Consider the following 14,970-nt stretch of genomic DNA (forward strand, 5'->3'; position numbering starts at 1 on the left):
AACATGACTGTAACGACTTTTTCCGAACTTGAACTCGATGAAAGCCTTCTGGATGCCCTCCAGGAAAAAGGTTTCACTCGCCCGACCGCCATTCAGGCTGCCGCCATTCCGCCTGCGCTCGATGGCCGTGATGTACTCGGTTCTGCGCCGACAGGCACCGGTAAAACGGCGGCATATTTGCTGCCAGCGTTGCAGCACCTGCTCGACTTCCCGCGCAAGAAATCTGGTCCGCCACGCATTTTAATCCTGACACCAACGCGCGAACTGGCGATGCAGGTTGCCGAACACGCCCGTGAGCTGGCGAAGAATACGCATCTGGATATCGCTACGATTACCGGCGGCGTGGCTTATATGAACCACATGGAAGTCTTTAGCGAAAACCAGGACATCGTGGTCGCCACCACGGGTCGTCTGCTGCAATACATTAAAGAAGAAAACTTCGACTGCCATGCGGTTGAAACGCTAATTCTCGATGAAGCAGACCGTATGCTGGACATGGGCTTTGCCCAGGACATCGAGCATATCGCCGGTGAAACACGCTGGCGTAAGCAAACCATGCTGTTTTCCGCCACGCTGGAAGGCGATGCGATTAAGGATTTTGCCGAGCGTCTGTTGGAAGACCCGGTCGAAGTCTCAGCGGATCCGTCCACCCGTGAACGCAAGAAGATCCATCAGTTTTACTACCGTGCCGATGACATCGAGCACAAAACTGCCATGCTGATCCACCTGTTAAAACAGCCAGAGGCGACCCGCTCAATTGTTTTCGTACGCAAACGCGAGCGTGTGCACGAACTGGCAGGCTGGCTGCGCCAGGCTGGCATTAATAACTGCTATCTCGAAGGCGAGATGGTGCAGAACAAACGTAACGAAGCGATCAAACGCCTGACCGATGGCCGCGTGAACGTGCTGGTAGCAACCGACGTCGCCGCTCGCGGGATTGATATTCCGGACGTCAGCCACGTGTTTAACTTCGACATGCCGCGCAGTGGCGATGCCTATCTGCACCGTATTGGCCGTACCGGTCGTGCTGGCCGTAAAGGCACTGCGATCTCTTTGGTTGAAGCGCACGACCACCTGCTGCTCGGCAAAGCGAGCCGCTATATTGACGAACCGCTGAAAGCTCGCGTCATTGACGAACTGCGTCCAACCACGCGCGCGCCAAGTGAGAAATCTAACGGCAAGCCATCCAAGAAAGTGCTGGCGAAGCGCGCTGAGAAAAAGGCGAAAGAGAAAGAGAAGCCGCGGGTGAAAAAACGTCACCGTGACGCCAAAAATATCGGCAAACGTCGTAAGCCGAGCGGAGCTGCTACCCAGCAGTCCGACAAAGAGTAAACCAAATGCCGGGCCATTTAGCCCGGCATTTTTTCACGTGATGCAAAACTCTCTTCAATACACTCAAGAAACACCCGCATCGCCGGGCTAACGACTTTTCCGGTATGATAACCACACAATGCCGTAATTAACTCAGGTTGTTCACTGAACGGTAATTCAATCAACTCCCCTGAACGTAACTCCTTCTCGACGGCAAAATGCGGCAAAAAGCTGATCCCAAGATTTGCCGATACGCACTGCTTAATGCTTTCAATGCTCCATAACTCAATGGTATTTTCCAGCGTAATCTGTCGTTTACGCAGTAGCCCCTCGAAGCGTTGTCTGAAAATACATTGCGGCTCATTAATGATAAAACTGCAGGGAATGTGCTGGTTATGCTGAGTAAAATCAACGTGCTGAAGCAGTGGCGAAGCAACTAATGCCAGTGACTGATCGCCAAGAGGTATCAACTCCAGGGCAACGTCATTACCCACCCGATAAAACACCCCCAGATCAACATCATCACTGAGCAACGCATCGCGAATGACATAACAATTGAGCGACTGTAAAGACAACCGCACATGAGGCGCACGTTGTTTAAATCGCTGTAAAACCTGCGGCATTTTATACGCCAGCAGCGTTTCGCCTGTTGCGACACGTAGATCGCCGCTCGGCTGCGCATCCTGATGTGCCGACTGTCGAATCGATGCCATCACGCGCGTCAGGTCATGGATATGCGGCATCAGCCGTTTTCCCTCACTGGTGAGACACATCCGGCGACCAATTTTTTCAAACAACTGCACCGAAAGCTCTTGCTCAAGCTGTTGAATATGAAAGGTAACCGTTGATTGCGTACAGCACAGTTTTTGTGATGCCCGCAGAAATGAGCCCTCTTCCACCACCGTTTTTAGCGTAATAAACCGACGTAAATCCATCCGCACCAACCCATCGAAAATATCGAATTCAGAATGCAAAAACATTCATTTTTTTTAATGTTTTGCCTCGGGTACTGTCTATCAAAACAGAGGAGATAACAAGTGACCCCCATGCTTTTAAGTGCATTCTGGACCTATACATTGATTACCGCGCTAACCCCCGGACCAAACAACATCCTTGCACTCAGTGCCGCGACGTCACACGGTTTTCGTCAGAGTACACACGTACTGGCCGGAATGAGTCTGGGCTTTTTAATCGTCATGATGATGTGCGCCGGGATTTCATTTTCACTGGCGGTCATGGATCCAGCCATCATCCACTGGCTTAGTTGGGCTGGGGCCGCTTATATCCTGTGGCTGGCGCTGAAGATCGCTACCAGCCCGACCTCGAACGATAGATTGCAGTCAGAGCCGATTAGCTTCTGGGCAAGTTTTGGCTTGCAGTTTGTTAACGTGAAAATCATTTTGTACGGCATTACCGCGTTATCCACGTTTGTATTACCGTACACTCAGGACGCCCACTGGCTGATTGGGGTGAGTATTCTGTTAGCGCTGATAGGCACCTTCGGGAATGCCTGCTGGGCGCTGGCGGGCCATCTTTTTCAGCGCGTTTTTCGCCGTTACGGTCGACAGTTGAATATCATTCTGGCGCTGTTGTTGGTGTATTGCGCGGTGAGGATCTTTTACTAACAGATGCAAAAAAGCGGAAGACGCACTGGCATCTTCCGCTTTTTGATTCTCTGCTAAACGGGGTTATTCCCCGTGAGCCTTACAGGCTCTCAGTAAAGGTACGAGCAATAACGTCGCGCTGCTGTTCTGGGGTCAGAGAGTTGAAACGCACTGCATAACCAGAAACACGGATGGTCAGCTGCGGATATTTTTCCGGATGCTTAACTGCATCTTCCAGCGTTTCGCGACGCAGAACGTTCACGTTCAGGTGCTGACCACCTTCCACGCGGACTTCCGGCTGTACGTCTACCGGTACTTCACGGTATTCGATTTCGCCCAGTTTGCTGACTGCAACGACTTCATCAGCATTGAAACCTGCTTTCGCAACGATGCAGCGTGCTTCGCCTTTTTCGCTGTCCAGCAGCCAGAAAGAGTTCAGCAGGTTGTCGTTTGCAGCTTTAGTAATCTGGATACCTGTAATCATTTGATGCCTCCCCGGCAAAATTATTTGATCTCGGTTGGCCGTCATCCGGCCAATTGGTAAAACCATTGTTGCTTGAATGTATATATACCCCTCACACACCCTTGAATCTTTGATTTAAATCAACAAAAACCACACATGAAAAGTGGTGATAGGTGGATTTTATTGTTTTACATCAACTTACGCCATATGCGCAGCTAAACTTTTTACATAAATTTTCAACTATCTTTAAGGAGTAGACCATTGAGAAACGTACAGAATTTTGCGACGCCGAAAGAAGCAGTTAAGCTAGGGGGATTGAAAATTCGCAGGAGAGCGAGATGGCCACCGAATTAACCTGGCACGATGTGCTGGCTGAAGAGAAACAGCAGCCTTATTTTGTTAACACACTGCATACTGTTGCCGGCGAGCGTCAGTCAGGAATGACAATTTATCCGCCGCAAAAAGATGTGTTTAACGCTTTTCGCTTTACCGAGCTTGGTGACGTGAAAGTTGTCATCCTGGGTCAGGATCCTTACCACGGTCCAGGCCAGGCACACGGTCTCGCGTTCTCTGTCCGCCCCGGCATTGCCACTCCACCCTCATTGCTGAACATGTACAAAGAGCTGGAGGCAACGATTCCAGGTTTCACGCGCCCAACACACGGATATCTGGAAAGCTGGGCACGTCAGGGGGTACTGTTACTCAACACCGTACTCACCGTCCGCGCCGGTCAGGCACATTCTCACGCCAGCCTTGGGTGGGAAACATTTACCGATAAAGTCATCAGTCTGATTAACCAACATCGGGAAGGCGTGGTTTTCCTGCTCTGGGGTTCTCACGCGCAGAAGAAAGGCGCGATTATTGATACGCAGCGTCACCATGTGTTGAAAGCGCCCCACCCATCACCGCTCTCTGCGCATCGCGGTTTCTTTGGCTGCAATCACTTTGTACTGGCGAATGAATGGCTGGAACAACGAGGTGAAAAGCCAATTGACTGGATGCCGATATTACCCGCAGAAAGCGAGTAAAAAAATGCCAGCGATTCGCTGGCATTTTATTATCAGGCTTTGTTCTGACGCCACCACTCCGCGAGCAGCACGCCTGTTGCCACAGAAACGTTGAGCGTTTCTACCTTGCCAGTGCCGTCAATTGCAACGCACAGATCGTCGGCTGAGCATGCTGCTTCTGGCAGAGCTTCACGCTCACGCCCTAATACCAGCACCATTTTTTCCGGCAGCGTGGTAGTAAACAGCGGTTTGCCTTTCCCGCTTGAGGTCATCACAACCGTGTAACCCGCCTGGCGGAAGTCGTCCAGCACATCAACAATGCTGTCGCCGGTAATCGGCTGAACGTGCTCAGCTCCGCCTTCAGCGGTACGGATGGCCGCACCTGATTCCAGCAGCGCCGCATCCTGAACCACTACGCCTTTCACACCGAAGTGCGCGCAGCTACGCATCATGCCGCCCAGGTTATGGGGGTTAGCGATATCTTCCAGTGCCAGCACGCAATCCTGCGCCCCTGCCTGACCGACCCATTGCTTAACGGTAGTACCGTTACGTTTTTTGATCAGGAAACAAACGCCGCCATGGTGTTCGGTGCCAGAGGCTTTCGCCAGCTCGGCTTCGTCAACCACGTGATAGGCTTTGCGGTTTGCCGCCATCCAGCGTAATGCTTCTTTAAAGCGCGGGGTTACGCTCTGAACAAACCAGGCGCGAACGATGGCGTCCGGGCGACTCTGGAACAGAGCCTGGCAGGCATTCTCACCGTAAACGCGGGTTTCTTCCGCGCGCTGACGGCGTAATACTTCAGGATCGATAAAGCTCTTACCGCTAATACCGCCGTGATCGGCTTTATCCGCTGCGTCATCATTCGGTGCGCGGGACACGGTACGCCACGGTGAATCTTCACGTCTGCGGTCACGTTCTACATCGCGGTCACGACCACGTTCACGACCGCGTTCGCTGTTCGGACCCTTTCGGTCATCACGGGCAGGGCGACGACCGCCTTCGGCTCGGGAAGTACCGGGGCGACCACCGCCTTTGCCAGTACGTGGATTTTGGGTGCGTTTATCCGAGTCATCGTCACTGCGGACGTACATCACTTTGACCTTGCCGTTTTTGTTCTTCAGTTCGTCGCTCATGTTTTTCTCCACCTGCTCTGCGCGAAGCGCGCAGATTACCCGATGTGCACGTCGTTAGCCATTATTTCATTTAAAAGCTAAGGACTATTGTACTCATTGAATAAAACGCATTGTTGTTTAGAACAGACTCCCCGATAATATGTAACATAATAGAAACATACTGGCGTTCCTGCCGTGAAGTCCACTCCACTCATCCAGAGGTTAGTTATGAATACCGTTTGTACCAGCTGCCAGGCTATCAACCGCATCCCTGACAATCGTGTCCAGGAAGCGGCTAAATGCGGACGCTGTGGTCACGACCTGTTTGATGGGGAGGTGATCAATGCGACCGGTGAGACACTGGATAAACTGTTAAAAGACGATCTCCCGGTGGTCGTTGACTTTTGGGCCCCCTGGTGTGGTCCATGTCGTAACTTCGCCCCGATTTTTGAAGATGTCGCGGAAGAGCGTAGCGGTAAAGTGCGTTTTGTTAAAGTGAATACGGAAGCCGAGCGAGAACTCAGCGCCCGTTTCGGTATCCGCAGCATTCCGACCATTATGATTTTCAAAAAAGGGGAAATCGTCGACATGCTTAACGGCGCTGTACCAAAAGCCCCGTTTGATAGCTGGCTTAACGAATCATTATAATCTCTACGGGGCGCATCTTGTGCCCCGTTTTCACCTCTGCGACAATAGCGTTTTTCAACGTGTTTACCCATGACCGATAACGCTGTTCTTCAGTTACGCGCTGAGCGCCTCGCGCGCGCCACGCGTCCTTTCCTTGCCCGAGGTAATCGCGTTCGCCGATGTCAGCGCTGCCTGCTGCCACAGAAACTCTGCTTGTGCGCAACGCTGGCACCCTCTGAGGCAAAAAGTCGCTTTTGTCTGGTGATGTTTGATACCGAGCCGATGAAGCCCAGCAACACGGGGCGTTTGATTGCTGATATTCTGCCCGATACCACGGCTTTTCAGTGGTCACGCACCGAGCCGCCGCAGGCGCTGCTGGAACTGGTGAAAAATCCGGATTACCAGCCGATGGTTGTATTCCCGGCCTCCTATGCTGGTGAAGAGCGTGAAGTGATTTTCACGCCACCAGCCGGTAAGCCCCCATTGTTTATCATGCTCGACGGCACCTGGCCTGAGGCGCGTAAAATGTTCCGCAAAAGCCCGTACCTCGATAACCTGCCGGTGATCTCCGTTGATTTATCACGCCTTTCTGCTTACCACCTGCGTGGCGTTCACGCTGAAGGGCAATATTGCACTGCCGAAGTGGCCATCGCCTTGTTGGATCTGGCGGGAGATACGCAAGCCGCTGAAGGGTTAAGCGATCATTTCACTCGCTTTAAAACCCGCTACCTGGCAGGAAAAACTCAACATCAGGGAAGCGTCACAGCAGATTCATCAGAAAACGTTTAAAATCATTCGGTCACTGGTGTCATTAAGGAAGCCGATATGAGTCAGCGTGGCCTGGAAGCACTACTGCGACCGAAATCCATTGCGGTGATTGGGGCGTCAATGAAGCCTAATCGCGCGGGTTACCTGATGATGCGTAACCTGCTTGCCGGCGGTTTCAATGGACCTGTTTTACCGGTGACGCCCGCATGGAAAGCGGTATTGGGCGTACTGGCGTGGCCCAATATCAACAGCCTGCCTTTTAGCCCGGATCTCGCTGTGTTGTGCACCAATGCCAGCCGTAACCTGGCGTTACTCGAAGCGCTTGGCGAGAAAGGCTGTAAAACCTGCATTATTCTCTCAGCTCCCGCGGCGCAGCACGCAGAGCTACTGGCCTGCGCATCACGCTACAACATACGTTTGCTGGGCCCCAACAGCCTGGGACTTCTCGCGCCCTGGCAAGGACTTAACGCCAGCTTTTCCCCCGTTCCGATTAAGCGCGGCAAGCTGGCTTTTATCTCTCAATCCGCCGCCGTATCCAACACCATTCTCGACTGGGCACAGCAGAGAGAAATGGGCTTTTCTTACTTTATCGCGCTGGGTGATAGCCTGGATATTGACGTTGATGAGCTGCTGGATTACCTGGCGCGCGACAGCAAAACCAGCGCGATATTGCTGTATCTCGAGCATTTAAGTGATGCCCGACGCTTTGTTTCCGCCGCCCGCAGCGCCTCGCGCAATAAACCTATTCTGGTGATTAAGAGCGGCCGTAGTCCAGCGGCGCAGCGTTTACTGCATACCAGCGCCGGGATGGACCCCGCGTGGGACGCCGCTATTCAGCGCGCCGGTTTACTACGCGTACAAGACACCCACGAGCTGTTCTCGGCGGTCGAAACCCTGAGCCACATGCGCCCGCTGCGTGGCGACAGGCTGATGATCATCAGCAATGGGGCCGCGCCTGCCGCACTGGCATTAGATGAACTGTGGTCAAAAAATGGCAAGTTGGCGACGTTGAGTGAAGACACCTGCCAGAAATTACGCGATGCCTTGCCTGAACATGTTGATATCGCCAACCCGCTGGATCTGCGTGATGACGCCAGCAGCGAACACTACGTTAAGACGCTGGATATTTTGCTTGCCAGCCAGGATTTCGACGCGTTGATGGTGATTCATTCCCCCAGCGCAGCCGCTCCCGGAACCGAAAGCGCACAGGCATTGATTGAAGCGGTAAAGCATCACCCCCGAGGAAAATTCGTCTCGTTACTGACCAACTGGTGCGGAGAGTTTTCCTCTCAGGAAGCCCGCAGACTGTTTAGTGAAGCCGGACTGCCCACCTACCGCACGCCGGAAGGTACCATCACCGCATTTATGCATATGGTGGAGTATCGGCGAAACCAGAAGCAGCTACGAGAAACGCCTGCGCTGCCTGACAGCCTGACCTCCAACACCGCCGAAGCGCATAATCTGTTACAGCGGGCGATTGCTGAAGGAGCCACATCGCTTGATACCCACGAAGTGCAGCCGATTTTACAGGCTTATGGCTTACACACGCTGCCAACGTGGATCGCCAGCGACAGCGCGGAAGCGGTACACATCGCGGAGCAAATCGGCTACCCGGTGGCGCTCAAGCTGCGTTCTCCTGATATCCCGCATAAGTCGGAAGTTCAAGGGGTAATGCTCTACCTGCGTACAGCAACAGAAGTGCAGCAGGCTGCCAATGCAATTTTCGATCGGGTAAAAATGGCCTGGCCGCAGGCACGCATTCACGGTTTATTAGTACAAAGTATGGCGAATCGCGCTGGTGCTCAGGAACTTCGCGTCGTCGTTGAACACGACCCGGTATTTGGCCCGTTGATTATGCTGGGTGAAGGTGGTGTTGAGTGGCGACCGGAAGATCAAGCCGTGGTGGCATTGCCGCCATTGAACATGAATCTGGCGCGTTATCTGGTGATCCAGGGGATCAAAAATAAAAAGATCCGCGCGCGCAGCGCACTGCGCCCTTTGGATATCGCCGGGTTGAGCCAACTTCTGGTGCAGGTCTCCAACCTGATCGTCGATTGTCCGGAAATTCAGCGTCTGGATATTCATCCGCTGCTGGCCTCGGCCGGAGAATTTACCGCGCTGGACGTTACGCTGGATATTGCCCCTTTCACGGGCGATAACGAAAGCAGACTGGCTGTACGTCCCTACCCTCATCAGCTTGAAGAGTGGGTGGAGTTGAAGAACGGCGAGCGCTGTCTGTTCCGCCCCATTTTGCCGGAGGATGAACCTCATCTTCAGCAGTTCATTTCTCAGGTGACAAAAGAAGATCTTTATTATCGCTATTTCAGTGAGATCAACGAATTTACCCACGAAGATTTAGCCAATATGACGCAGATCGACTACGATCGGGAAATGGCCTTTGTTGCGGTGCGTTGTAAAGATAATCACGAAGAGATCCTCGGCGTAACGCGAGCGATCTCGGATCCTGATAACGTAGACGCTGAGTTTGCCGTACTGGTTCGTTCCGATCTCAAAGGGCTTGGACTGGGTCGCCGATTGATGGAAAAATTAATTGCCTATACTCGAGATCACGGACTTATACGTTTGAATGGTATTACGATGCCGAACAATCGTGGGATGGTCGCCCTGGCCCGAAAACTCGGGTTTGTTGTTGACGTCCAGCTCGAAGAGGGAATTGTTGGGCTAACGCTTAATCTGGCCCAATGTGAGGAATCGTGAGTAAGGTACTGGAAATGTTGACCACATTAATGGGTACTGGTGGTATCATTGCCCGCTTATGTCGTCTGCATAGCACAGAGGACCCTTCAATGAACAGAGAAGAAATGCACTGTGATGTTGTCAAAATTTAAGCGTAATAAACATCAACAACACCTTGCCCAACTACCCAAGATTTCTCAGTCAGTTGATGATGTAGATTTCTTTTATGCTCCCGCTAATTTCAGGGAGACTCTGCTGGAAAAAATAGCCAGCGCGACGCGACGGATCTGCATTATTGCGCTGTACCTGGAACAGGATGACGGTGGTAAAGGCATACTTGACGCTCTCTATGCGGCAAAACGGCAGCGTCCTGAGCTGGATGTCCGGGTGCTTGTCGACTGGCACCGAGCCCAGCGCGGTCGTATTGGTGCTGCGGCATCCAATACCAATGCTGATTGGTATTGCCGAATGGCGCAAGAAAACCCTGGTATAGATATTCCTGTCTACGGTGTCCCGATTAACACCCGTGAAGCGCTTGGCGTCCTGCATTTCAAAGGCTTTATCATTGATGACAGCGTCCTGTACAGCGGGGCCAGTCTGAACGATGTTTACCTGCATCAGCATGATAAATATCGCTATGACCGTTATCAGTTGATTCGCAACGCGCAAATGGCCGATATCATGTTCGATTGGGTGACGCAAAACCTGATGAACGGTCGCGGCGTTAACCGTCTTGATGATATCAACCGCCCTAAAAGCCCAGAAATTAAAAACGACATCCGCCTGTACCGTCAGGAACTGCGCGATGCGTCATTCCATTTTCAGGGTGATGCTGATAACGAACAGCTTTCGGTTACGCCTCTGGTGGGCCTTGGGAAATCCAGTCTGTTAAATAAGACCATTTTCCATCTTATGCCCTGCGCGGAGCACAAGCTTACAATCTGTACCCCTTATTTCAACCTTCCCGCCATACTGGTGCGCAATATCATTCAACTGCTGCGTGAAGGGAAAAAGGTTGAAATCATTGTCGGTGATAAAACCGCCAACGACTTTTTCATCCCGGAAGATGAGCCATTCAAGATCATCGGTGCGCTGCCTTATCTGTATGAAATCAATCTGCGCCGTTTCTTGAGCAGATTGCAGTATTACGTGAATACCGACCAGCTGGTCGTACGCCTATGGAAAGATGATGACAACACCTATCATCTGAAAGGTATGTGGGTTGATGATAAATGGATGCTGCTCACCGGCAACAACCTTAACCCTCGCGCCTGGCGTCTGGATCTGGAAAACGCCATCCTTATTCACGATCCTAAGCAAGAGCTCACCCCTCAGCGCGATAAAGAGCTGGAGCTTATCCGTACGCATACTACCGTCGTTAAGCACTATCGCGACCTGCAAAGCATTGCTGACTATCCAGTCAAAGTGCGTAAGCTCATCCGTCGACTACGCCGTATTCGTATCGACAGATTAATTAGCCGTATTCTGTAATCAAGACCCCGTCCAGTGACGGGGTTTTTCATATGGAGGCAACGGTGCGCCTGTTCATTCTTACCAGTATCCTTGCCATTTCGGGCTGCAGCCATATGGCTAACGACCAGTGGAGCGGGCAAGACAAAGCTCAACACTTCATCGCCTCCGCCATGCTTGCCGCAGCCGGCAATGAATATGCCCAACATCAGGGCAACAGCCGCGATCGCAGTGCGGCTATCGGCCTGATGTTCTCAGTCAGCCTGGGTGCGTCAAAAGAGCTGTGGGACAGCCGTCCCGCTGGGAGCGGCTGGAGCTGGAAGGACTTCGCCTGGGATGTTGCAGGCGCATCTACCGGCTATGCGGTCTGGCAACTGGCACATTACTAGAGGCGCAGACCTTTCCCTTTCCCATGCAGCATTAGCGATACTAAAAACGCAACGACTGCCAGCGCAGTGACGTACCAGAAGAATGTCGTTTCCATACCGACAGACTTCAGGGACAACGCGACATATTCGGCTGAACCGCCAAACAACGCATTGGCCACCGCATAAGATAAGCCGACCCCCAGAGCGCGCACCTGCGCCGGGAACATTTCGGCCTTCAGAATACCGCTAATTGACGTATAGAAACTGACGATTAACAGAGCACACATCACCAGAGCAAACGCCATATACGGGGATGTTACGCTTTGCAATGCTGTCAGAATGGGAACAGTGAAAATCGCGGCCAACGCGCCAAAACACAGCATTGAAGTACGTCGGCCAATTTTATCAGACAAGGCGCCGAACAGCGGTTGTACCAGCATGAACACACACAGTGCCGCCGTCATAATCCCGCTGGCTACGTTGGCATGCATACCGGCTGTGTTAACCAGGTACTTCTGCATATAGGTTGTGAACGTATAAAAACACAATGATCCCGCGGCGGTAAAACCAAGCACCATGACAAAAGCTTTGCGATTACGCCACAGACCTTTCAGAGAGCCCGCTTCTTTCAGCGCACGAACGTCCTGTTTCGAGGTTTCATCCAGTTGGCGACGCAGCCATAGCGCAACAATAGCCAGCACGGCGCCCAACGCAAATGGAATACGCCAACCCCATTCTCTGAGCGCTGAGTCTTCTAACGTGTGCTGTAATATGACCACAACCAGCAATGCCAGTAACTGTCCGCCGATTAACGTTACGTACTGGAATGAAGCATAAAAACCTTTCTTACCTTCAACGGCGACTTCACTCATATAGGTCGCGCTGGTTCCGTATTCACCACCGACAGATAACCCCTGGAATAGCCTGGCCAGCAGTAATAGCGCAGGCGCCCAGGTACCGATAGTTTCATATCCCGGTAGACAAGCGATCACCAACGATCCCATGCACATCATGCAAACGGACAGCAACATGGACTTTTTACGCCCGTGCTTATCTGCGATACGGCCAAACAGCCAGCCTCCAATTGGTCGCATCAAGAAGCCAGCGGCAAAAACGCCGGCGGTTTGTAAGAGTTGTGTGGTGGTGTTTCCGGAGGGAAAAAAGATATGAGCGAAATAGAGAGAGCAGAAAGAGTAGATATAGAAATCAAACCATTCGACCAGATTTCCTGATGATGCTCCGACAATCGCCCATATACGACGACGGGTATCGCCGTCTGACAGCGCCCCGTTCTCAGTTACACTACTATCAGCCATTAGAATTGTACCCCTGCCAACGATCGCGTGAATTTATCAATGATGGTTGTGTGTTTTTTAGTGAATAGAATGTTATATAATTGTTATATCTTATTGTGCGGTAAAGATCACGATTTTAATTAGCAGAGAAAGGATTCAGATATGGTCGAGGGAGAGATCCGTGTAGTAGATCGAGACAGTGTGCTTTTGTTGGTCGATTAAGGCTGTTACGTCGAATCCGGCAATGTACCGCCGCGTTGCCTGATACGCTGCGCTTATCAGGCCTACAAAATACATTCAGCCCAGCCCCTGCAGGCCGGATAAGGCGGCACGCCGCATCCGGCGGTTTTCATCCCGCACAGACGCAAAAAAGCCCATCCGGCAGGATGGGCTTCTTCACTTTAATTAATGCCTGGCAGTTCCCTACTCTCGCATGGGGAGACCCCACACTACCATCGGCGCTACGGCGTTTCACTTCTGAGTTCGGCATGGGGTCAGGTGGGACCACCGCGCTACAGCCGCCAGGCAAATTCTGTTTATCAACACGCTTTTGCATGTCAATCTAATCTGTAATCAGGCTGAATATTGTCTCTGTCTTTCGCCAAAACATCTTCGGCGTTGTAAGGTTAAGCCTCACGGTTCATTAGTATCGGTTAGCTCAATGTATCGCTACACTTACACACCCGACCTATCAACGTCGTCGTCTTCAACGTTCCTTCAGGACTCTCAAGGAGTCAGGGAGAACTCATCTCGGGGCAAGTTTCGTGCTTAGATGCTTTCAGCACTTATCTCTTCCGCATTTAGCTACCGGGCAATGCCATTGGCATGACAACCCGAACACCAGTGATGCGTCCACTCCGGTCCTCTCGTACTAGGAGCAGCCCCCCTCAATTCTCCAGCGCCCACGGCAGATAGGGACCGAACTGTCTCACGACGTTCTAAACCCAGCTCGCGTACCACTTTAAATGGCGAACAGCCATACCCTTGGGACCTACTTCAGCCCCAGGATGTGATGAGCCGACATCGAGGTGCCAAACACCGCCGTCGATATGAACTCTTGGGCGGTATCAGCCTGTTATCCCCGGAGTACCTTTTATCCGTTGAGCGATGGCCCTTCCATTCAGAACCACCGGATCACTAAGACCTGCTTTCGCACCTGCTCGAGCCGTCACTCTCGCAGTCAAGCTAGCTTATGCCTTTGCACTAACCTCCTGATGTCCGACCAGGATTAGCTAACCTTCGTGCTCCTCCGTTACTCTTTAGGAGGAGACCGCCCCAGTCAAACTACCCACCAGACACTGTCCGCAACCCGGATCACGGGTCTACGTTAGAACACCAGCCATTAAAGGGTGGTATTTCAAGGATGGCTCCATGCAGACTGGCGTCCACACTTCAAAGCCTCCCACCTATCCTACACATCAAGGACCAGTGTTCAGTGTCAAGCTATAGTAAAGGTTCACGGGGTCTTTCCGTCTTGCCGCGGGTACACTGCATCTTCACAGCGAGTTCAATTTCACTGAGTCTCGGGTGGAGACAGCCTGGCCATCATTACGCCATTCGTGCAGGTCGGAACTTACCCGACAAGGAATTTCGCTACCTTAGGACCGTTATAGTTACGGCCGCCGTTTACCGGGGCTTCGATCAAGAGCTTCTCCTTACGGATAACCCCATCAATTAACCTTCCGGCACCGGGCAGGCGTCACACCGTATACGTCCACTTTCGTGTTTGCACAGTGCTGTGTTTTTAATAAACAGTTGCAGCCAGCTGGTATCTTCGACTGATTTCAGCTCCATGAGTAAATCACTTCACCTACATATCAGCGTGCCTTCTCCCGAAGTTACGGCACCATTTTGCCTAGTTCCTTCACCCGAGTTCTCTCAAGCGCCTTGGTATTCTCTACCTGACCACCTGTGTCGGTTTGGGGTACGATTTCGTGTTACCTGATGCTTAGAGGCTTTTCCTGGAAGCAGGGCATTTGTTACTTCAGCACCGTAGTGCCTCGTCATCACACCTCAGCGTTAAAAGAAGTCCGGATTTACCTAAACTTCCCGCCTACATGCTTAAACCGGGACAACCGTCGCCCGGCTAACATAGCCTTCTCCGTCCCCCCTTCGCAGTAACACCAAGTACAGGAATATTAACCTGTTTCCCATCGACTACGCCTTTCGGCCTCGCCTTAGGGGTCGACTCACCCTGCCCCGATTAACGTTGGACAGGAACCCTTGGTCTTCCGGCGTGCGGGTTTTT

General features: G+C 52.2%; 12 protein-coding genes and 2 rRNA genes. 8 read left to right on the forward strand and 6 right to left on the reverse strand.

All coding sequences use genetic code 11. The features are described 5' to 3' along the window. Positions 1-3 precede the first annotated feature (3 nt). Positions 4-1,332: an ATP-dependent RNA helicase SrmB gene (gene srmB / locus OGY06_RS11325; protein ID WP_003835340.1), complete on the forward strand. Its 1,329-nt coding sequence runs from the start codon at positions 4-6 to the stop codon at positions 1,330-1,332. A gap of 17 nt (positions 1,333-1,349) precedes the next feature. Here the strand turns inward: srmB and OGY06_RS11330 are convergent, their stop codons facing one another. Further along, positions 1,350-2,246 carry a LysR family transcriptional regulator gene (locus tag OGY06_RS11330; RefSeq protein WP_286605330.1) on the reverse strand — a complete coding sequence of 299 codons (897 nt, stop codon included), beginning with the start codon at positions 2,244-2,246 and terminating at the stop codon, positions 1,350-1,352. Positions 2,247-2,348: 102 nt separating this feature from the next. Between OGY06_RS11330 and eamB the strand changes: the two genes are divergently transcribed. After that, positions 2,349-2,936, forward strand: coding sequence for a cysteine/O-acetylserine transporter (gene eamB / locus OGY06_RS11335; protein ID WP_003835342.1), 588 nt, complete (start codon positions 2,349-2,351; stop codon positions 2,934-2,936). A gap of 79 nt (positions 2,937-3,015) precedes the next feature. Here eamB and grcA read toward each other — a convergent pair whose 3' ends face one another. Further along, on the reverse strand, positions 3,016-3,399 hold the full coding sequence (gene grcA, locus OGY06_RS11340) for an autonomous glycyl radical cofactor GrcA (RefSeq protein ID WP_286605332.1): 384 nt from the start codon (positions 3,397-3,399) through the stop codon (positions 3,016-3,018). Positions 3,400-3,716: 317 nt separating this feature from the next. Between grcA and ung the strand changes: the two genes are divergently transcribed. Beyond that, the gene (ung, locus tag OGY06_RS11345) at positions 3,717-4,406 is read left to right on the forward strand and encodes a uracil-DNA glycosylase (protein WP_218667239.1); all 690 of its coding nucleotides are present in this window, start codon (positions 3,717-3,719) and stop codon (positions 4,404-4,406) included. A 32-nt stretch (positions 4,407-4,438) separates the two neighbouring features. Here the strand turns inward: ung and OGY06_RS11350 are convergent, their stop codons facing one another. Continuing rightward, entirely contained in the window at positions 4,439-5,518 is a 1,080-nt protein-coding gene (locus tag OGY06_RS11350) for a tRNA/rRNA methyltransferase (protein WP_063941917.1), read from the reverse strand. Between the two features lie 207 nt (positions 5,519-5,725). On the opposite strand from OGY06_RS11350, the gene trxC reads away from it, so the two are divergent. The 5 genes from trxC (at position 5,726) to OGY06_RS11380 (ending at position 11,448) form a co-directional block, all read left to right on the forward strand. After that, a complete protein-coding gene (trxC, locus tag OGY06_RS11355) occupies positions 5,726-6,145 on the forward strand; it encodes a thioredoxin TrxC (protein ID WP_003835346.1) in 420 nt (139 codons plus the stop codon). Positions 6,146-6,214: 69 nt separating this feature from the next. Next, a complete protein-coding gene (gene tapT / locus OGY06_RS11360) occupies positions 6,215-6,913 on the forward strand; it encodes a tRNA-uridine aminocarboxypropyltransferase (protein ID WP_003835347.1) in 699 nt (232 codons plus the stop codon). Positions 6,914-6,949: 36 nt separating this feature from the next. Continuing rightward, positions 6,950-9,610 carry a bifunctional acetate--CoA ligase family protein/GNAT family N-acetyltransferase gene (locus OGY06_RS11365; RefSeq protein ID WP_003835349.1) on the forward strand — a complete coding sequence of 887 codons (2,661 nt, stop codon included), beginning with the start codon at positions 6,950-6,952 and terminating at the stop codon, positions 9,608-9,610. 114 nt (positions 9,611-9,724) lie between these two features. Next, positions 9,725-11,080, forward strand: coding sequence for a CDP-diacylglycerol--serine O-phosphatidyltransferase (gene pssA / locus OGY06_RS11375; protein ID WP_003835350.1), 1,356 nt, complete (start codon positions 9,725-9,727; stop codon positions 11,078-11,080). Positions 11,081-11,112: 32 nt separating this feature from the next. Continuing rightward, positions 11,113-11,448, forward strand: coding sequence for a YfiM family lipoprotein (locus OGY06_RS11380; RefSeq protein WP_153687927.1), 336 nt, complete (start codon positions 11,113-11,115; stop codon positions 11,446-11,448). Here the strand turns inward: OGY06_RS11380 and OGY06_RS11385 are convergent. From OGY06_RS11385 to OGY06_RS11395, 3 genes are all read right to left on the reverse strand, one after another. Then, entirely contained in the window at positions 11,445-12,743 is a 1,299-nt protein-coding gene (locus OGY06_RS11385; RefSeq protein ID WP_048225111.1) for an MFS transporter, read from the reverse strand. The two genes, OGY06_RS11380 and OGY06_RS11385, sit on opposite strands and share 4 nt — an antisense overlap. A 389-nt stretch (positions 12,744-13,132) precedes the next feature. Then, positions 13,133-13,248, reverse strand: a 5S ribosomal RNA gene (gene rrf / locus OGY06_RS11390). A gap of 96 nt (positions 13,249-13,344) precedes the next feature. After that, positions 13,345-14,970, reverse strand: a 23S ribosomal RNA gene (locus OGY06_RS11395); the annotation flags it as partial.

The organism is Citrobacter sp. Cpo147, from assembly GCF_030332405.1.
Lineage (GTDB): Bacteria > Pseudomonadota > Gammaproteobacteria > Enterobacterales > Enterobacteriaceae > Citrobacter > Citrobacter portucalensis.

What these genes read in the sequence shown, in the direction of transcription:
- srmB (WP_003835340.1), top strand. Translation starts at nt 4, where the DNA reads ATGACTGTAACGACTTTTTCCGAACTTGAACTCGATGAAAGCCTTCTG.
- OGY06_RS11330 (WP_286605330.1), bottom strand. Translation starts at nt 2,246, where the DNA reads ATGGATTTACGTCGGTTTATTACGCTAAAAACGGTGGTGGAAGAGGGC.
- grcA (WP_286605332.1), bottom strand. Translation starts at nt 3,399, where the DNA reads ATGATTACAGGTATCCAGATTACTAAAGCTGCAAACGACAACCTGCTG.
- ung (WP_218667239.1), top strand. Translation starts at nt 3,717, where the DNA reads ATGGCCACCGAATTAACCTGGCACGATGTGCTGGCTGAAGAGAAACAG.
- OGY06_RS11350 (WP_063941917.1), bottom strand. Translation starts at nt 5,518, where the DNA reads ATGAGCGACGAACTGAAGAACAAAAACGGCAAGGTCAAAGTGATGTAC.
- trxC (WP_003835346.1), top strand. Translation starts at nt 5,726, where the DNA reads ATGAATACCGTTTGTACCAGCTGCCAGGCTATCAACCGCATCCCTGAC.
- tapT (WP_003835347.1), top strand. Translation starts at nt 6,215, where the DNA reads ATGACCGATAACGCTGTTCTTCAGTTACGCGCTGAGCGCCTCGCGCGC.
- OGY06_RS11365 (WP_003835349.1), top strand. Translation starts at nt 6,950, where the DNA reads ATGAGTCAGCGTGGCCTGGAAGCACTACTGCGACCGAAATCCATTGCG.
- pssA (WP_003835350.1), top strand. Translation starts at nt 9,725, where the DNA reads ATGTTGTCAAAATTTAAGCGTAATAAACATCAACAACACCTTGCCCAA.
- OGY06_RS11380 (WP_153687927.1), top strand. Translation starts at nt 11,113, where the DNA reads ATGGAGGCAACGGTGCGCCTGTTCATTCTTACCAGTATCCTTGCCATT.
- OGY06_RS11385 (WP_048225111.1), bottom strand. Translation starts at nt 12,743, where the DNA reads ATGGCTGATAGTAGTGTAACTGAGAACGGGGCGCTGTCAGACGGCGAT.